Consider the following 14,020-nt stretch of genomic DNA (forward strand, 5'->3'; position numbering starts at 1 on the left):
TTAGTCCTGTCATCCTGAGCGGAGCGTGCAAAGCACGCGCAGTCGAAGGACCTCTATCGTTCACGAAAATGTTTCGTGCTGTGGTGCCCGATCACACAATGCCAACAAGTTTTTACTCGCTCAGCGTCGCGTAAACCTTGTTACTCCCTGCGATGATCCGCTTCACGGAGTCTTTGAATTGTTCAGCGGTGACGGTGTCCGCACGCAGTTCCTCCCGAATAAACAAATCACCTTTGCGGTCGATGCCCACTTTTACGAAAGTCAGGTCATCGTTGAAGTGCATGAGCTTGTCCAATAGGTCCGACGAAAGATTGAGTTTGGCTTTTGTTCGAATCACGGTGCCGACGATGACAAAATCGTCTCCCTCCGCGAACAGCATCACTCCGGAAAGACCATCGCCCTTCGGGACCGACAGGACGTCGGTGGCCATCCAACTCTGACACGGCGTCAGCACTTTGATCGCGTAGCCGGAATGATCGAGAAAGCCTTGCACCTTGGAAGTACATTCCTGCGACCGGCCCCAAACACTCAGAAACAGCAGCAAAAGAACGCCAAGAGTCAGCCTTTTCAAGAGTCTCTCCAGATTGCGTTGGCAACGAGTCGCAATCATAGCTCGTGAAAGCAGCCGTTACCACGTCATGCTCTCAGAGCCAGAGGAAACGAAGGGAGCGAAATCTCAAAACCTTCGTGCCCTTTGTGTCCTTCGTGGTGAAAGAATTTTAGCTTTACGGAGAGGCAGGGAACTAAACGTCCGCCGCCACGCTCTGCGGCTCTTCTTCGGAGTCCACAATTTCATCGCGGTAGAGCATGCGTAAAAACGGCGGCGGCAGAATCGTTGTGATTGCGGTCATCAAAATCACGATCGCATATGCCCGTTGCGACACCATGTTCATCTGCAACCCGATGAGCGCCACGATCAGGGCCACTTCGCCGCGCGGCGTCATCCCCACACCGATCTTCAATGCGGTCTTCCATCCTTCATGCAACACCGGCAGCCCGCACCCGACGACCTTCGAGACTAGCGCCAGGAAACCTACGATCGATGCCGCCACAATCAAATCCGGCGTAAAGATATGCAGATCCAGCCGCGCGCCCATGGTGAAGAAGAAGAATGGTGTTAGGAATTCCGTGATGCCTCTTACGGGCGACTCGAGTTCCCAGCGCGGAGCGTGGTCGGCGAAGATCAGCCCTGCAAAAAATGCGCCGATGATCGCCGCCATTCCGATCTTCGTCGCCAGCACTGAGAAGCCAAGACAAATCGCCAACGCCAAAATCAGCGGCGCATTGCCCGATGACATCTTCTGCAGGCCCGGCTCCATGCGGCCCACCACGCGTGGCGCCACGAAGATCATGATCAGCGCGAAGCCCACAGCTTCCGCCGCCACAATTCCAAGGTGGATGTATTGGATCCCCGATCCTTCCGCCAGCGATACCACGATCGTCAGCAGGATCATGCCGAGGATGTCGTCGAACACCGCCGCGCCGAGAATCACCTGCGAGGTGTAGCTCTTGATCACATGCAGATCGCTCAGCACGCGTGCCGTGATGCCGACGCTGGTCGCCACCATCGCCGCCGCAACGAACGCGGCTTCGTGGGTCACTTCGCCGCGCGCCTTCAGATAAATAAAGCCAAGCAGAAAGGGCGCTGCGATCCCGGCGAGCGCAACGTTGAGTGACGTGCGGCCGACTTTGATGAGGTCTTTTGGGCTGGTTTCCAGTCCGACGGAGAAGAGCAGGAAGATTGCGCCGATCTCCGCCATCGACACAATCGTGTCCGACGGTTCGATCAGCTTTGCCGCGAATGGGCCGAGAATGACGCCGGCCAGAATCTCGCCGAGCACGGCAGGCAGTCGCAGACGCTCGAAGATTTCTCCGAATGCTTTGGCCCAAACAAAAATCGTGAAGAGCTGTAAGAGAAGTGTTTCAGTTCCGTGCGGCATTCGAAAGACCTTTGCACCCCCATGCCAAGGTCTCGATTTATTCTGCGATAGCTACCTGCACTTGGGAAGCAAATTGCAGTGCAGCTGGCACGAAATCGAGAGTAGCTGGATTCTGAAATCCATACCGCGCCGCTCTCGAATTTTGCGGCGACACAAAGAATTCATGGGATGCTGAGAATCAATCGCGCCACGCTTGGGTTAGAGCAAGACATGGAGAGGCGTGCAGAAGGGAGGATTTGGTTGGAAACGCTGAAGTGGACCGCCCGCACCGTCTGGGGTTTGCTTATCTGTACCACCCTCGCAATCGGCTGCTCCTATCTCTTCTCGGCCCAGCCTTGGATCATCTTCCTCCCCATCGGTTTCGTGGTCGTAATCGTCGCCGTAGCGGCCCGTTATGGCGTTATGGTCGGCATCCTTGGCTCCATCCTGACTGCCGCTATCTTTGCCCATCTACTATTCACTCCGCTGCATAGCTTCCGTGTGGAAGACGACGCTGCCCGTGCCAGCCTCGCCTGGATGCTCCTCGGCGGCATCGCTATTCCTTATCTCCTGCTGCCCGACCTGCGCTCCCGGAACGATAAGAAGTAGTTCCGCTTCCGTTGCTGCCTCCCATTCGAGTGGTAATTTTGTTGTGAGACTCTCATGCCACTCTCCGACTTCCGCAGCGTCGGGCACTTCCAGGTACCGTTCTGCGACATTGATATGTTCCAGCACGTGAACAACGCCTCCTATGTCGTTTGGGCCGAGACCTCGCGCTGCGTCTACTTTGACGAAGTCCTCGGCGTCCCGCTGACCGGCGCACGCAGCATCATTCTCGCCAAGCTTGAAATCACCTACGAGCGCCCGCTGGAATATCGCGAGCACGTCGCTGTCGCCAGCCGGGTTACCCGTATCGGCAACAAATCCTACGATCTCCTAACCGAATATTGGAGCGAAGACTCCGGCCAGCGCGCCGCCTTCTGTACCGCCATCCTCGTGGGCTACAACTACGAAACGAAGCAGACGATTGTCATCCCGCAGGAGTGGCGGGAGCGGATCGCGGCGTATGAAGTGGTCAAGCCTCAGCTTTGATGTAGCGGGAACCTTTTGCTCGCCGTCAAAAGACGACGTCTGACCCATCGATTTCGCCCCAGTTCTCCACAGAAACCTTTCAGCTTCGCTTTTTGTTCGCCTTTTCCCGCAATACTCTATATACTTCCCCGAAATGGGACGCACGCAGCAGAATTCGACTTTGGGAGTATGTCTCCCATCACGCTGCGACGATTACGTTGACAAAGTATCTTGCGCTGCTCAACGCGCGAAACCCTACTCAGGAGTTGTGCCGCATGTCGGATGAACGTACCGAACGAGGCCGGTCACTGGAACTGGCGCTGTCGCAAATAGAAAAGCAATTTGGCAAGGGCTCGATCATGAAGCTCGGCGCGAAGGGCGCGATCGTCCCCATCTCGGTGATCTCGACCGGCGCGATCTCGTTCGATGCGGCCCTCGGTACCGGAGGCTTCCCCCGCGGCCGTGTAGTGGAGATCTTCGGGCCGGAATCGTCCGGTAAGACGACGATTGCGCTGCAGGTGATTGCCGAGGCCCAGAAGGCCGGCGGCATGGCCGCCTTCGTGGACGCCGAACACGCGCTCGACCCCACCTACGCCCGCAAACTTGGCGTGGACGTTGAGAACCTCCTCGTCTCGCAGCCGGACTATGGCGAGCAGGCACTGGAGATCACCGAAGCGCTGGTCAGTTCGAAGGCCATCGACATCCTCGTGGTGGACTCCGTCGCGGCCCTCGTTCCCAAGGCCGAACTCGACGGCGAAATGGGCGACAGCCACATGGGCCTGCAAGCCCGCCTGATGTCGCAAGCGCTGCGTAAGCTCACCGGCACCGTCAGCAAGTCCGGCACCTGCCTCATCTTCATCAACCAGATCCGCGAGAAGATCGGCGTCATGTTCGGCAATCCCGAAACCACCACCGGTGGTCGCGCGCTGAAGTTCTACTCGTCGGTCCGCGTGGACATCCGCCGCATCGCCGCGATCAAGGACGGTGACACCGTCATCGGTTCGCGCACCAAGGTGAAGGTCGTAAAGAACAAGACCGCCGCTCCCTTCCGTGAAGCCGAGTTCGACATCGTCTACGGCGAAGGCATCTCCAAGGAAGGCGACATGCTCGACCTGGCCGTCGAAGCCAACATCGTGGAGAAGTCGGGTTCGTGGTTCAGCTACAAGACCGAGCGCATCGGCCAGGGCCGCGAGAACGCCAAGCAGTTCCTCAAGGACAACAAGGACATTGCCGCCCGTGTCGAGGCCGAAGTGCGCAAACACGTCGGGCTGGTGAAGGAGCCGGCAGCCCCGGCACCTAACGCCGCCCCGCCTGTCCCGCCGAACGGCCATGCGGAGAAAGCTGCGGTCGCGCGAAAGTAGAAGTTGATTTAGCTAGATGAGCAGGGCGCTGAGAGATCAGCGCCCTTTGCTATTGCCCACGAGAATGTCACCGAAGTGCATGAGGGTTTCCGGTTACACTGGAATGTCATGTCAGAACCGAAATACAAGCGGATATTGTTGAAGCTCTCGGGCGAAGCCTTAGCGCAAGGCGAACAGGGGTTTGGGGTCGATCCAACGCGTGTGCATGAGATCGCGGCCGAGATCGCCGAAGTCCATCGCCTCGGGGTTGATATCGGCGTCGTGGTTGGCGGCGGAAACTTCTTCCGCGGCGTGGCCGAACAAGCGAAAGACATGGACCGTGTTTCCGCAGATCACATGGGCATGCTCGCAACTGTAATGAACTCTCTCGCTGTGCAGGACGCGCTGGAAAAGCAGAATGTCCAATGCCGCGTGATGTCCGCGATTGAGATCTTCCAAGTCGCCGAGCCATTTATTCGTAGGCGCGCTATGCGCCATCTCGAGAAAGGCCGGGTTGTCATCTTCGCGGCCGGTACCGGCAATCCGTATTTCTCCACCGACACCGCAGCTTCTCTGCGGGCGGCGGAAATCAAAGCTGACGTCATCATGAAAGCGACGAAGGTGGACGGCATCTACGATGCCGACCCGCACAAAGTCGCCGACGCGACCATGTTTGCGCAGATCACCTACATGGATGTCCTGAAGAAAGGCCTGCGCGTTATGGATGCCACCGCGATCAGCCTTTGCCAGGAGAACCGCCTTCCCATCGTTGTGTTCAATCTCAACGAGCGCGGCAATATCCAGCGCGTGGTTATGGGCGAAGCTGTAGGTTCTCTGGTCAGTGCGTAATATCGCTCGGCGAGTAAAAATTACAAATGCCTGCTGAAAATCGTGAGGCCAGGAAATCTCCGCGTCTTGCGCGCAGATAACCTTGCGGCTTAGATTTTCCCGCAGCACAGTTCCGCGGAGAAGGATTGTGACACTCTCGAAAGTCAGAGCGTCGGGCCACCGTGGCGTTAAAATAATGCCGTCCCCAGAAAGCCGTGACGGAAGGATGGCGCAGGATTTCAAACCAGGCCAGAAAGTGCCGAGTTCGGGAGTGTACCGGGTCCTTCATAAGGACCACAGAAAAGATCACGACGCGACCCTCAGGGAAGGCGAACAATTCCCGACCTGTACGGTTTGCGATCACGATGTACGGTTCCGATTAGTGCAGAGCGCGAACCTCATCGACCGCGACCGCGACTTTGTCGGCGAGTAAACGCTTGACCACCCGGAAAATAGCCGCCACCTTACGCCTAGCAGCAGTTCTCAATACAAAATACTTCCAAACTGGCTCCCAATTGCGCTAAGTTGTCTTAAAGCGAGTCAACAAGAAATTAAGGTTCCCCCTATGCGCACTCCGAGTCCCAAGGCGAGTTTTCGTCTGCGCACTTACAGTCGCGAAGCAATACGAGTTCATTCCGGCGGAACAAAAGGCTCCGGAAAGAGCAGTCGCGGCAGTTCTTCTCCCAAGAACAGCAAGCCCGGCGACGTCGTGCGTCAGTCCGGAATCTACGAGGTGGTGCACGATGGCGAGCACCGCGCTGCGCATGAAGTGGTGATGATCGCCGGCGACGCCTTTCCCAACTGCGAAACCTGCGACCAGAACGTGCGTTTCCGCCTGGTTCGCACCGCCCCGTACATCTTCCAGGACCAGGATTTCGAGGAAGACGACAAATAGTCGCCTCCGGATTTCGGCGACGGCCCGGAGTGTCGGTGCCTATTCCGCGTCTGTTTCGCTGCCAGAGTTTATAATCTCGTGTTCACATTCTGTACTGAGGCGGACTGATATGGCTCAAATCAGCATGGCTGCCGTTCCTGCGCTGAAAGATCAATTTGGTCAGTTAAAGACGCGCATGGAAAAGGCGGTAGATGACTTTCGCAAGGAACTGTCGGCGACCCGCACGGGCCGCGCGTCAGTGCATATGCTCGACACCGTGCAGGCGGAATACTACGGCTCGATGATGCCACTCAATCAGGTGGCGACAATCACAGTACCCGAGCCACAACTGATCTTGGTCACGCCCTTCGATCCGTCGGCGCTTGGCGCGATCGAGAAAGCAATCCGGAGCGGGGACCTCGGCATGAACCCGATGAACGACGGCAAGATCATCCGCATTCCCGTCCCGCCGCTCACCGAAGATCGTCGCAAGGAAATGGTGAAGCACCTGCACAAGGCGCTGGAAGAACATCGCACCGCGATTCGCAACATTCGCCGCGACGGCAACGACTTCATCAAGAAAACGCTGAAGGACAAGAAGATCACCGAGGACGAAGAGCGCGGCACCATGGAACATCTCCAGAAGCTCACCGACGACGAGATCAAGAAGATGGAAGAGATGTGCAAGACCAAAGAGAAGGAAGTGATGACGGTATAACCGTTGTCTGAATGCAGAAAACGGCCCACGCGCAATGCGTGGGCTTTTCGTTGCACGGACGAACGCCTACTTTGCCTGTGCTGGAACAAATTCCTCCAGTACCGCCTTTCGCATCAAGTCCGGCGGCAGGAGGCCCTGGGCCAGGATGAAGTCGTGAAACTTCTTCTGGTCGAACTTCACGCCCTTCGCAGCGAGCGCTTTCTCGGTTTCCTCACGTAGCGAGAGCAGTCGAGTGTAGCCGTAGAAATAGCTGTTCGCTTGTCCCGGAGCGCGGTACGTAAACCGCTCGACCTCTTCCTGTGCAAATGCGTGCGACAGGCACACATCATGCTCCAGCACGCGGTAGGCGTCTTCCGGAGTGACCTTCCCCGACTGTAATTCCGGGTCGAGGAATGCGCGTGCGGCGCGCTGCAAACGCAGTTGCAACGAGATCAGCTGGCCTTCCAACGGCATATAGGGCTTGATGAGGTATTCGGAGTAAAGGCCCCAGCCTTCGGCGTTGGTGCTGTTGAAGGCGTAGCGTGCGCGAGCCAGAGAGACGCCGTGTTCCAGCATGGAGTCGAATTGAAGCTCGTGGCCGGGGCGAGCTTCGTGCGCGGTGAGGGTCCAGGCAGCGGCGTCGAAGGTGAAGTCGTCGTACTTCTCAGAGGCAGGCTGGCCGGGGCCCGCCGGGATATTGAGTGGGAGAACGAACTCGCCGCGCTGGCCGGTGTTGTGAATGAACGGTGGCGGCACCATGTGCGGCGCAGGCTGCTGCGCAGTTTCGGCAGCGGTGGCAATCCTGATCTTTGCCGGTCGCGAAGGCAGCGACACAATCTGCTGGTCCACGATGATCTGCTCGATCTGTTTGAGCCGATTCTCGTAGAAGGGCAGGATGGCATCGCCCACGATTTGTTGCTTCTTCAATTCGTGGATAACGTCGCGGTAGTCGCTGGATGGCAGGTTGCGCTGCTTGGCGATCTGCGCTGCTACCGATTTCATTTCGCCCTGGATCTCGACGAAGGAGTCGTGGGCCATCTTTGTCAGTTGGGCGGGTGGTATATCAATGCCGTAGCCCTCAAGGTCGAGCGCGTACCGCTCGGGCGCCTCACGAAAATCGCTGCGAGCTTTCGGAAGGACGTTTGCACGGACCCACGCGTCGTAGTCGGTCAGTTGCTGCTTGAGTTTGGCGAGCGGCTCTTCCCAGCCTGTGAGCTTGTGCTTCTTCAGTAATGCGGCCATGCCCTCCGTGTAATTGGCATTGCGCGACATCTCGGTTTCGATCTCGGTTTTGGCGGGGTAGATGACGCCCGCTTTCGCCATCTGCTCTTCTGTGCGCTTCTTCAGGATTTCGGTAAGCGGCGTGTAGCCGGCTTCGAGACCGGCATATTCACGCACCCGGGTCACCGCGGCGGGGCGGCGATCATCAGGGGTCTGGTCATCGAGCAAAAGGCGAACCCCGCTGAACACACGCTGGCTCGCGTTGTAGAACGGGACCTCGCGCGCCCGTGCGTAATCCTGGTCGCGGAAGCGCAGCTGCATACGCCGGATCATGATCTCGAGATCTTCCTTGACCTTGGGATCTTTCTCCGACTTCTCCGCCGCTTCGAGTTTCGCGACCACAGCCTCCGTCTCTTGCCGCTCGGCGTTTTCATCGGCCAGCGTGGGCTGGGCGACCTTGGTATCGAATTCCGCAAGGCCCTGCCCCGACCCAAACTCAGGACTGTGTTTGAAGCTGATTTCAATCAGCATGTTCGCGTAGCGATTGCTTTCGGCGATCCATGCCGGCGGCGCTGGAGCTTTCTCGGGAGATTGAGCGAATGCGATGGAGGCGAGAGTAAAGACGAGCGAAAGAAGCAGAGCAAAACGGCGCAAGGGACCTCCTACAGATAGGCGCCTAGTAAAACACGCTGGAAATGCAGGCTGCAACTGCGGCGACATCGGCTTTTTCATTCGCGCAACCAGCGGCGGGGGATACAATGGCGCACCACATGGCCGTTGCTCCCGGAACAAAACTTGGGCCGTACGAAATCCAGTCGCAACTCGGCGCGGGCGGCATGGGTGAGGTGTATCGCGCCAAAGACTTGCGCCTCGATCGCAGCGTCGCGATCAAGGTTTTACCAGGGCATCTCTCGTCGAATCCCGAGTTGAAAGAACGCTTCGTACGTGAAGCGCGCGCGATCTCATCCTTGAACCATCCGCGTATCTGCACTCTGCACGATGTCGGCCAGCAGGAAGGCGTGGATTTCCTGGTCATGGAGTTTCTCGAAGGCGAGTCGCTCGCGCAGCGCCTGCAGAAAGGCGCGCTTCCGATCAAAGAGGTTCTGAAGATTGGTGTCGAGGTGAGCGAAGCTCTGGAAGTCGCGCACCGCGCAGGCATCGTCCATCGTGACCTGAAGCCCGGCAACATCATGCTCACCAAGACCGGCGCCAAGCTCATGGACTTCGGGCTGGCTAAGGCCGTGGAGAGCACTATGGCCGCGGGCACCAGTAGCGCTCCTTTGCTTTCCGGCGCACCCACCATGAGCGGCCTCAGTCCACTCTCGCCCCTGACGATGGCCGGCGCTGTCGTGGGCACGGTGCAATACATGGCGCCCGAACAAGTGGAAGGCAAACTGGCCGATGCGCGCTCTGACATCTTTGCTCTTGGTGCGACCCTTTATGAGGCCGCTACCGGCAAACGAGCTTTCGATGGCAAGAGCCAAATCGCGGTCGCGAACTCCATTCTTGAGAAAGATCCGGAGCCGGCTTCGACGCTCAATCCGCAGGTGCCGCGCGGAGTGGACCACGTGATTGCGCGGTGTCTCGCTAAGGACCCAGAACAGCGCTGGCAGACGGCGCGCGATCTCGGGCTGGAATTGGGATGGAGCGCCCAAGCGAGCCCGAGTTCTACGCAAATTACTCCCGTCAAGCGGCGCTCGCAGTCGCTTCCCTGGATTGTGTCCGGAGCCCTGGCATTATTGCTGTTGGTCGCACTCTTTAGCTGGTTAAACCGCTCTAGTCCCGCCACGCAGGCGCAATATTTCGCAGCGCCGTTTACCTTCACGGCCCGCGATCTCACCATCGCACCCAACGGTCATACAGTTGCCGTCGTTGGCTACCGGAGCGAAGCGCATAAGAACGGAATCTTCCTTTACGAACTCGGGTCGCAGAACGTGCGCCTGGTGCCTGACACCGATGGCGCCAGCTTTCCCTTCTGGTCGGCGGACGGCCTATCGCTCGGCTTCTTTGCTGATGGCAAATTGAGGCGAGTGGATATTGCCGGAGGTCCTGCGCAAACCTTGTGCGACGCTCCGGGCGGACGCGGTGGCACTTGGAACAAAGATGGCGTCATCGTCTTCACGCCGAGTGGAGCATTGCGCACCGGCCTTTGGCGCATCTCCGCTGCCGGTGGCAAGCCCGAGCAGCTCACTACGCCCGACGCAAGCAAGGGCGAAGACGGCCATCGCTGGCCGGTATTTCTTCCCGACGGACAGCACTACATCTACACCATCTTCAACAACACCGTGCACACGGAATTCGCGGGTCTCGCGGTGGGCGCTCTCGGGTCTAAGGAGCAGCACTTCCTGCTGCACGCGATTTCGAACGGTTCGTATGCCGCCCCAGGTTACCTGCTGTACTATCGCGACAATACGCTGTTCGCTCAGCGCTTTAACGCCACGAAGTTACAGCTGGAAGGCGAACCCGCAGCGCTGTTGAGCGATTTGCAATACATGCCGCGTATCCAGAGGGCGACCTTCTCCTCCACTGGAACGGGTGCGGTTCTCGCGCAACTTCGCACCGGCAATGCGGTCTCCCAGCTCACGTGGTTTGATCGTAGCGGTAAGAGTCTTGGGGACGTCGCAGATCCCGATTACTTTGGCGCGCTGTCCCTCTCACCGAATGGTCAATCTCTCGCGGTGGACAAGGTTGACTCCGGCAGCCAGAACACCGACGTGTGGCTCCTCGATCTGCATGGCGGCGCGCCGCGTCGTATTACCTTTGATCCTTCGATTGACGCATTACCGGTATGGAGTCCTGCGGCCTCCGAAATCGCTTTCGTCACCAATCGCGAACTACACTTCTCGGTCTATCGCAAATCGGTGGACGGCCACGCCACAGAATCCGTGCTGATCAACGATCTTCCCGACAACTATCCCAACGACTGGTCACGCGATGGCAAGTACTTCCTCTACGTCCACGGGACCGGTCTCTGGTATCTCACCTTCTCAGACATGACGAAGAAAGAGTTCCTCAACGCCGGCACCTCCGCATTGAAGACCGGGCACTTCTCGCCGGATGGCAAGTGGATCGCGTATGCGTCGAACGAGAGCGGCAAGTGGGAGATCTACGTTACGTCGTTCCCCGATGCAAAAGGCAAGTGGGAGATTTCCAGCGGGGGCGGCGAGCAACCGCACTGGCGCGGCGATGGCAAGGAACTCTATTACCTTTCCTCGAGTGCCAAGATGATGGCGGTTCCGGTGACCACGGGGGCGAACTTCAGCGCCGGTACTCCCGCAGCTCTCTTCCAGGCTGATCCACGCGAACTTGTCGCGACTACTGAACAAGTCGGCTACGACGTCAGCAGCGACGGCCAGAAATTCCTCATTAACTCCGCGATCCGCAACGGTGAGAGCCAACAGGTCACCGTCATCCTGAACTGGAACGAAAAGCTGAACAAGTAAGATCCCCGCCCTGCCGCGAACGATAGTCTGCGACGGGGCGGGAGGCGCTAGTTCTTCTTGCTCCACTCGCGGATGCGCGAAATCTCATCCGTTGGAATGTTGAGGAACTGCAGGAACTCCTGGTGATCCGTAGGCGCCGACTTCTCGAACTGGCGATGCCAGCGGTGCATGTCGTCTTCGGTGAAGCCCGCGTCTTTCATCACTGCGACCCATTTGTCTTTGGTCATGTCTTTTTTTCTCCGTAGCGTTTTCATGTTCAGCAGCTTCAGGATCACCCTCTGGTGTGCCTGGAGCGCTTCGATTTCTTTTTCGAGCTGCGAGAGACGGCGCTTGAGAACCCCGCTGAATTCGCCCCGTGGAGCGTTGAGGACCGCGCGGATGTCCTTTACGCTCACTCCTACCGAGCGATACAGCTTGATCTGTTCCAGGCGCTGCAATTCGCGCTCGCCGTAGAGACGGTAGTTGGACTCGGTGCGAACGGCCGGCTGCAGCAGGCCAATCGACTCGTAATACAACACCGTGCTCCGTGAAAGCTGGCAATGTTTCGCAAGTTGCGAGACTGTGTGCACGAGAACCAGTGTGAACCCTACAGTTGTAGACGGGTCAAGAGATTTCGCAACCCGGAATTTATAATGGCCAGTTACGCTAGCAGTGCAGGAGAAACCCATGTCCGGTGTGCAGGGAAGAGTCGCGTTGATCACGGGAGCTTCGCAGGGGATAGGCCGCGCGTGCGCGCTGGCATTGGGCGAAGCCGGCGCCACAGTCGCGCTCGCCGCTCGTAATCGCGAGAAGCTCGACGAAGTCGCCGCTCAGATCACAAACGCCGGTGGTCAAGCCTCGGTCTTCCCGCTCGACGTCACCGACGAAGAGCAGATCAAGGCCACGGTCAAAGAAGTGCTCGCGAAGCACGGCCACGTCGACATCCTCGTCAACAATGCGGGCGTGACGAAGGACCAGCTCTTCATGCGGATGAAGCGCGCCGACTGGGAAACCGTGATGAATACCAACCTCACCAGCGCCTTCCTGCTCTCGCAGGCCGTCATCGGCTCAATGATGAAGCAGCGCTGGGGGCGCATCGTGAACATCACCAGCATCGTTGGCCAAACCGGACAGGCAGGCCAGGTGAACTACGCGTCCTCGAAAGCTGGCTTGATCGGCCTCACCATGTCGGTCGCGCGTGAAGTCGCGTCGCGCAATATCACCTGCAATGCCGTTGCGCCGGGGTTCATCGAGACTGCGATGACCGCCGTCCTTGGCGACGATGTGAAAGCGAAGATCAACGAGCAGATCCCGCTGGGCCGGCAGGGAAGCGATTCGGACATTGCCCAAGCCGTGAAGTTCCTGGCGTCTGAAGAAGCGGGTTATATCACCGGGCACGTGCTGAACGTGAACGGCGGAATGTTGATGGGCTAACTACTTCTTCTCGGCTGTCGGCACCGGTTCACTCCCCGGGCCCGCCGGTTTCATCAACTCGTAGCGGACAACTCCCGTCTGGTCGAGGAAGAAATATCGCCGTCCATGGTTCCCCGGTTGCAGCGGCCACGCCATCGCGAGATACGAGTCGGGCGTGACCTTTTTGTAACCGATTTTGTACGGTCCGACGGACGCGGGAAGCCCCTTGAGATCGTCCAGTTTTGCCGCGAACGTGTCGTTAGCTTTGCGGTAATCGTTTTCAGCTTTGGCAACAGCGTTCAAGTAATCGACGGCAGCAGTTTCGGCCTGGGCATTGCGGGCAATTCGTACTTCCATGGTGCCAATTGCGATCGGCAAACCGAACGCAACCACGAGGATCACGACGACCAGCCAGGGGGCACTTTTCTTTGGAGTTTCCATCGTCCGCGGTTCCGCACGACGATAGCACACCCCTGTCCCGGCCTCGTTAGCGGGCTGGCGAACCCGGCGCTTCGCAGATGCTTCTCATTACCAAAGTTATGTTTGGCGCTCAATCGGTTCTTGCAGTTGCGCGTAGAACCCGTGTACAAGAAGGTGGATCATCGCGAAACCTGCCTTCTTGTCCTGCCCCCATTCGCGATTCAATCGAATAAGAGTTATGGCCAAAACCACGTCTCTGGCCCGGGTTTTGGAGCAATTTCGGACGTTCTCCACAGGAGGAACCCCGTTGGTACCGTATCCAAAGTGTAAAAAAATCTCCTTGCCAGAGGGTTGTACTCTGATTACTATGCACTTTCTCCAAGTCCGCGCCCGGAAGGTCCTTTCGGCATCATGAATATCGGCGAAACAATACGCAATTTCCGTCTGCAAAAAGGCATGTCGCAGGGCGACATCGAGAAGCGCACAGGTTTACTACGTTGTTATCTGTCGCGGGTCGAAAACGGGCACACCATCCCATCGCTCGACACCCTGGCAAAGATCGCATCTGCCATGGACGTGGCGCTGGCAACGTTCTTCTCCGACGCTCCTGCCGACAACGGGACGAAGTCTTCGCCGCAGGTTAGCGACGAAGTTCTCCGCTTCCTCAACCAGATCCGCCGTTATTCTTCCGGACTCAATGACAGCGATCGTCGCCTCGTTCTCACCATGGTGAAGAAGATGGCTGCGAGCGCCGGCAACGGCAAATAGATTTTTTGATTTCAAAAACGAAGCGCGCCATCGCGGCGCGCTTTTGC

General features: G+C 58.1%; 15 protein-coding genes. 10 read left to right on the plus strand and 5 right to left on the minus strand.

What is annotated here, in order from left to right; genetic code table 11:
• Window positions 1–112: 112 nt before the first annotated feature.
• Window positions 113–571: a YbjN domain-containing protein gene (locus ACID345_RS01300; protein WP_011521061.1), complete on the minus strand. Its 459-nt coding sequence runs from the start codon at window positions 569–571 to the stop codon at window positions 113–115.
• 172 nt (window positions 572–743) lie between these two features.
• Window positions 744–1,940, minus strand: a complete 1,197-nt coding sequence (locus ACID345_RS01305; RefSeq protein WP_011521062.1) for a cation:proton antiporter — start codon at window positions 1,938–1,940, stop codon at window positions 744–746.
• A gap of 240 nt (window positions 1,941–2,180) precedes the next feature.
• Between ACID345_RS01305 and ACID345_RS01310 the strand changes: the two genes are divergently transcribed.
• From ACID345_RS01310 to frr, 7 genes are all read left to right on the plus strand, one after another.
• On the plus strand, window positions 2,181–2,528 hold the full coding sequence (locus tag ACID345_RS01310) for a DUF4118 domain-containing protein (protein WP_187148919.1): 348 nt from the start codon (window positions 2,181–2,183) through the stop codon (window positions 2,526–2,528).
• A gap of 54 nt (window positions 2,529–2,582) precedes the next feature.
• Complete coding sequence (locus tag ACID345_RS01315; protein WP_011521064.1) at window positions 2,583–3,011, plus strand: acyl-CoA thioesterase; 429 nt, start codon at window positions 2,583–2,585, stop codon at window positions 3,009–3,011.
• A gap of 254 nt (window positions 3,012–3,265) precedes the next feature.
• A complete protein-coding gene (gene recA, locus ACID345_RS01320) occupies window positions 3,266–4,351 on the plus strand; it encodes a recombinase RecA (RefSeq protein WP_011521065.1) in 1,086 nt (361 codons plus the stop codon).
• A gap of 108 nt (window positions 4,352–4,459) precedes the next feature.
• Window positions 4,460–5,179 (plus strand): UMP kinase, encoded by a 720-nt coding sequence (pyrH, locus tag ACID345_RS01325; protein ID WP_011521066.1) that lies wholly within the window; start codon window positions 4,460–4,462, stop codon window positions 5,177–5,179.
• Window positions 5,180–5,384: 205 nt separating this feature from the next.
• On the plus strand, window positions 5,385–5,591 hold the full coding sequence (locus tag ACID345_RS27460; protein ID WP_408609950.1) for a YjzC family protein: 207 nt from the start codon (window positions 5,385–5,387) through the stop codon (window positions 5,589–5,591).
• Window positions 5,592–5,723: 132 nt separating this feature from the next.
• Complete coding sequence (locus ACID345_RS26770; protein ID WP_011521067.1) at window positions 5,724–6,053, plus strand: hypothetical protein; 330 nt, start codon at window positions 5,724–5,726, stop codon at window positions 6,051–6,053.
• Window positions 6,054–6,162: 109 nt separating this feature from the next.
• Window positions 6,163–6,750, plus strand: a complete 588-nt coding sequence (frr, locus tag ACID345_RS01340) for a ribosome recycling factor (protein ID WP_011521068.1) — start codon at window positions 6,163–6,165, stop codon at window positions 6,748–6,750.
• Window positions 6,751–6,816: 66 nt separating this feature from the next.
• On the opposite strand, the gene ACID345_RS01345 is transcribed toward frr, so the two are convergent.
• On the minus strand, window positions 6,817–8,604 hold the full coding sequence (locus tag ACID345_RS01345) for a DUF885 domain-containing protein (RefSeq protein ID WP_041855326.1): 1,788 nt from the start codon (window positions 8,602–8,604) through the stop codon (window positions 6,817–6,819).
• A 104-nt stretch (window positions 8,605–8,708) separates the two neighbouring features.
• Between ACID345_RS01345 and ACID345_RS24995 the strand changes: the two genes are divergently transcribed.
• On the plus strand, window positions 8,709–11,393 hold the full coding sequence (locus ACID345_RS24995) for a protein kinase domain-containing protein (RefSeq protein WP_011521070.1): 2,685 nt from the start codon (window positions 8,709–8,711) through the stop codon (window positions 11,391–11,393).
• Window positions 11,394–11,440: 47 nt separating this feature from the next.
• Here ACID345_RS24995 and ACID345_RS01355 read toward each other — a convergent pair whose 3' ends face one another.
• Window positions 11,441–11,962 (minus strand): MerR family transcriptional regulator, encoded by a 522-nt coding sequence (locus tag ACID345_RS01355; protein ID WP_011521071.1) that lies wholly within the window; start codon window positions 11,960–11,962, stop codon window positions 11,441–11,443.
• Window positions 11,963–12,059: 97 nt separating this feature from the next.
• Here ACID345_RS01355 and fabG point away from each other — a divergent pair, with 97 nt between their 5' ends.
• Entirely contained in the window at window positions 12,060–12,806 is a 747-nt protein-coding gene (fabG, locus tag ACID345_RS01360; protein ID WP_011521072.1) for a 3-oxoacyl-[acyl-carrier-protein] reductase, read from the plus strand.
• Here the strand turns inward: fabG and ACID345_RS01365 are convergent, their stop codons facing one another.
• Window positions 12,807–13,226 (minus strand): hypothetical protein, encoded by a 420-nt coding sequence (locus tag ACID345_RS01365; RefSeq protein WP_041855327.1) that lies wholly within the window; start codon window positions 13,224–13,226, stop codon window positions 12,807–12,809.
• Window positions 13,227–13,616: 390 nt separating this feature from the next.
• Between ACID345_RS01365 and ACID345_RS01370 the strand changes: the two genes are divergently transcribed.
• A complete protein-coding gene (locus ACID345_RS01370; protein WP_011521074.1) occupies window positions 13,617–13,973 on the plus strand; it encodes a helix-turn-helix domain-containing protein in 357 nt (118 codons plus the stop codon).
• The last annotated feature ends 47 nt before the right edge of the window (window positions 13,974–14,020 follow it).

Origin of the sequence: Candidatus Koribacter versatilis Ellin345 (assembly GCF_000014005.1) — a bacterium.
Classification (GTDB): domain Bacteria; phylum Acidobacteriota; class Terriglobia; order Terriglobales; family Acidobacteriaceae; genus Korobacter; species Korobacter versatilis_A.

Coding starts and splice junctions, on each gene's coding strand:
- ACID345_RS01305 (WP_011521062.1), bottom strand. CDS start 1,940: ATGCCGCACGGAACTGAAACACTTCTCTTACAGCTCTTCACGATTTTT.
- ACID345_RS01315 (WP_011521064.1), top strand. CDS start 2,583: ATGCCACTCTCCGACTTCCGCAGCGTCGGGCACTTCCAGGTACCGTTC.
- recA (WP_011521065.1), top strand. CDS start 3,266: ATGTCGGATGAACGTACCGAACGAGGCCGGTCACTGGAACTGGCGCTG.
- pyrH (WP_011521066.1), top strand. CDS start 4,460: ATGTCAGAACCGAAATACAAGCGGATATTGTTGAAGCTCTCGGGCGAA.
- ACID345_RS27460 (WP_408609950.1), top strand. CDS start 5,385: ATGGCGCAGGATTTCAAACCAGGCCAGAAAGTGCCGAGTTCGGGAGTG.
- ACID345_RS26770 (WP_011521067.1), top strand. CDS start 5,724: ATGCGCACTCCGAGTCCCAAGGCGAGTTTTCGTCTGCGCACTTACAGT.
- frr (WP_011521068.1), top strand. CDS start 6,163: ATGGCTCAAATCAGCATGGCTGCCGTTCCTGCGCTGAAAGATCAATTT.
- ACID345_RS24995 (WP_011521070.1), top strand. CDS start 8,709: ATGGCGCACCACATGGCCGTTGCTCCCGGAACAAAACTTGGGCCGTAC.
- fabG (WP_011521072.1), top strand. CDS start 12,060: ATGTCCGGTGTGCAGGGAAGAGTCGCGTTGATCACGGGAGCTTCGCAG.
- ACID345_RS01365 (WP_041855327.1), bottom strand. CDS start 13,226: ATGGAAACTCCAAAGAAAAGTGCCCCCTGGCTGGTCGTCGTGATCCTC.
- ACID345_RS01370 (WP_011521074.1), top strand. CDS start 13,617: ATGAATATCGGCGAAACAATACGCAATTTCCGTCTGCAAAAAGGCATG.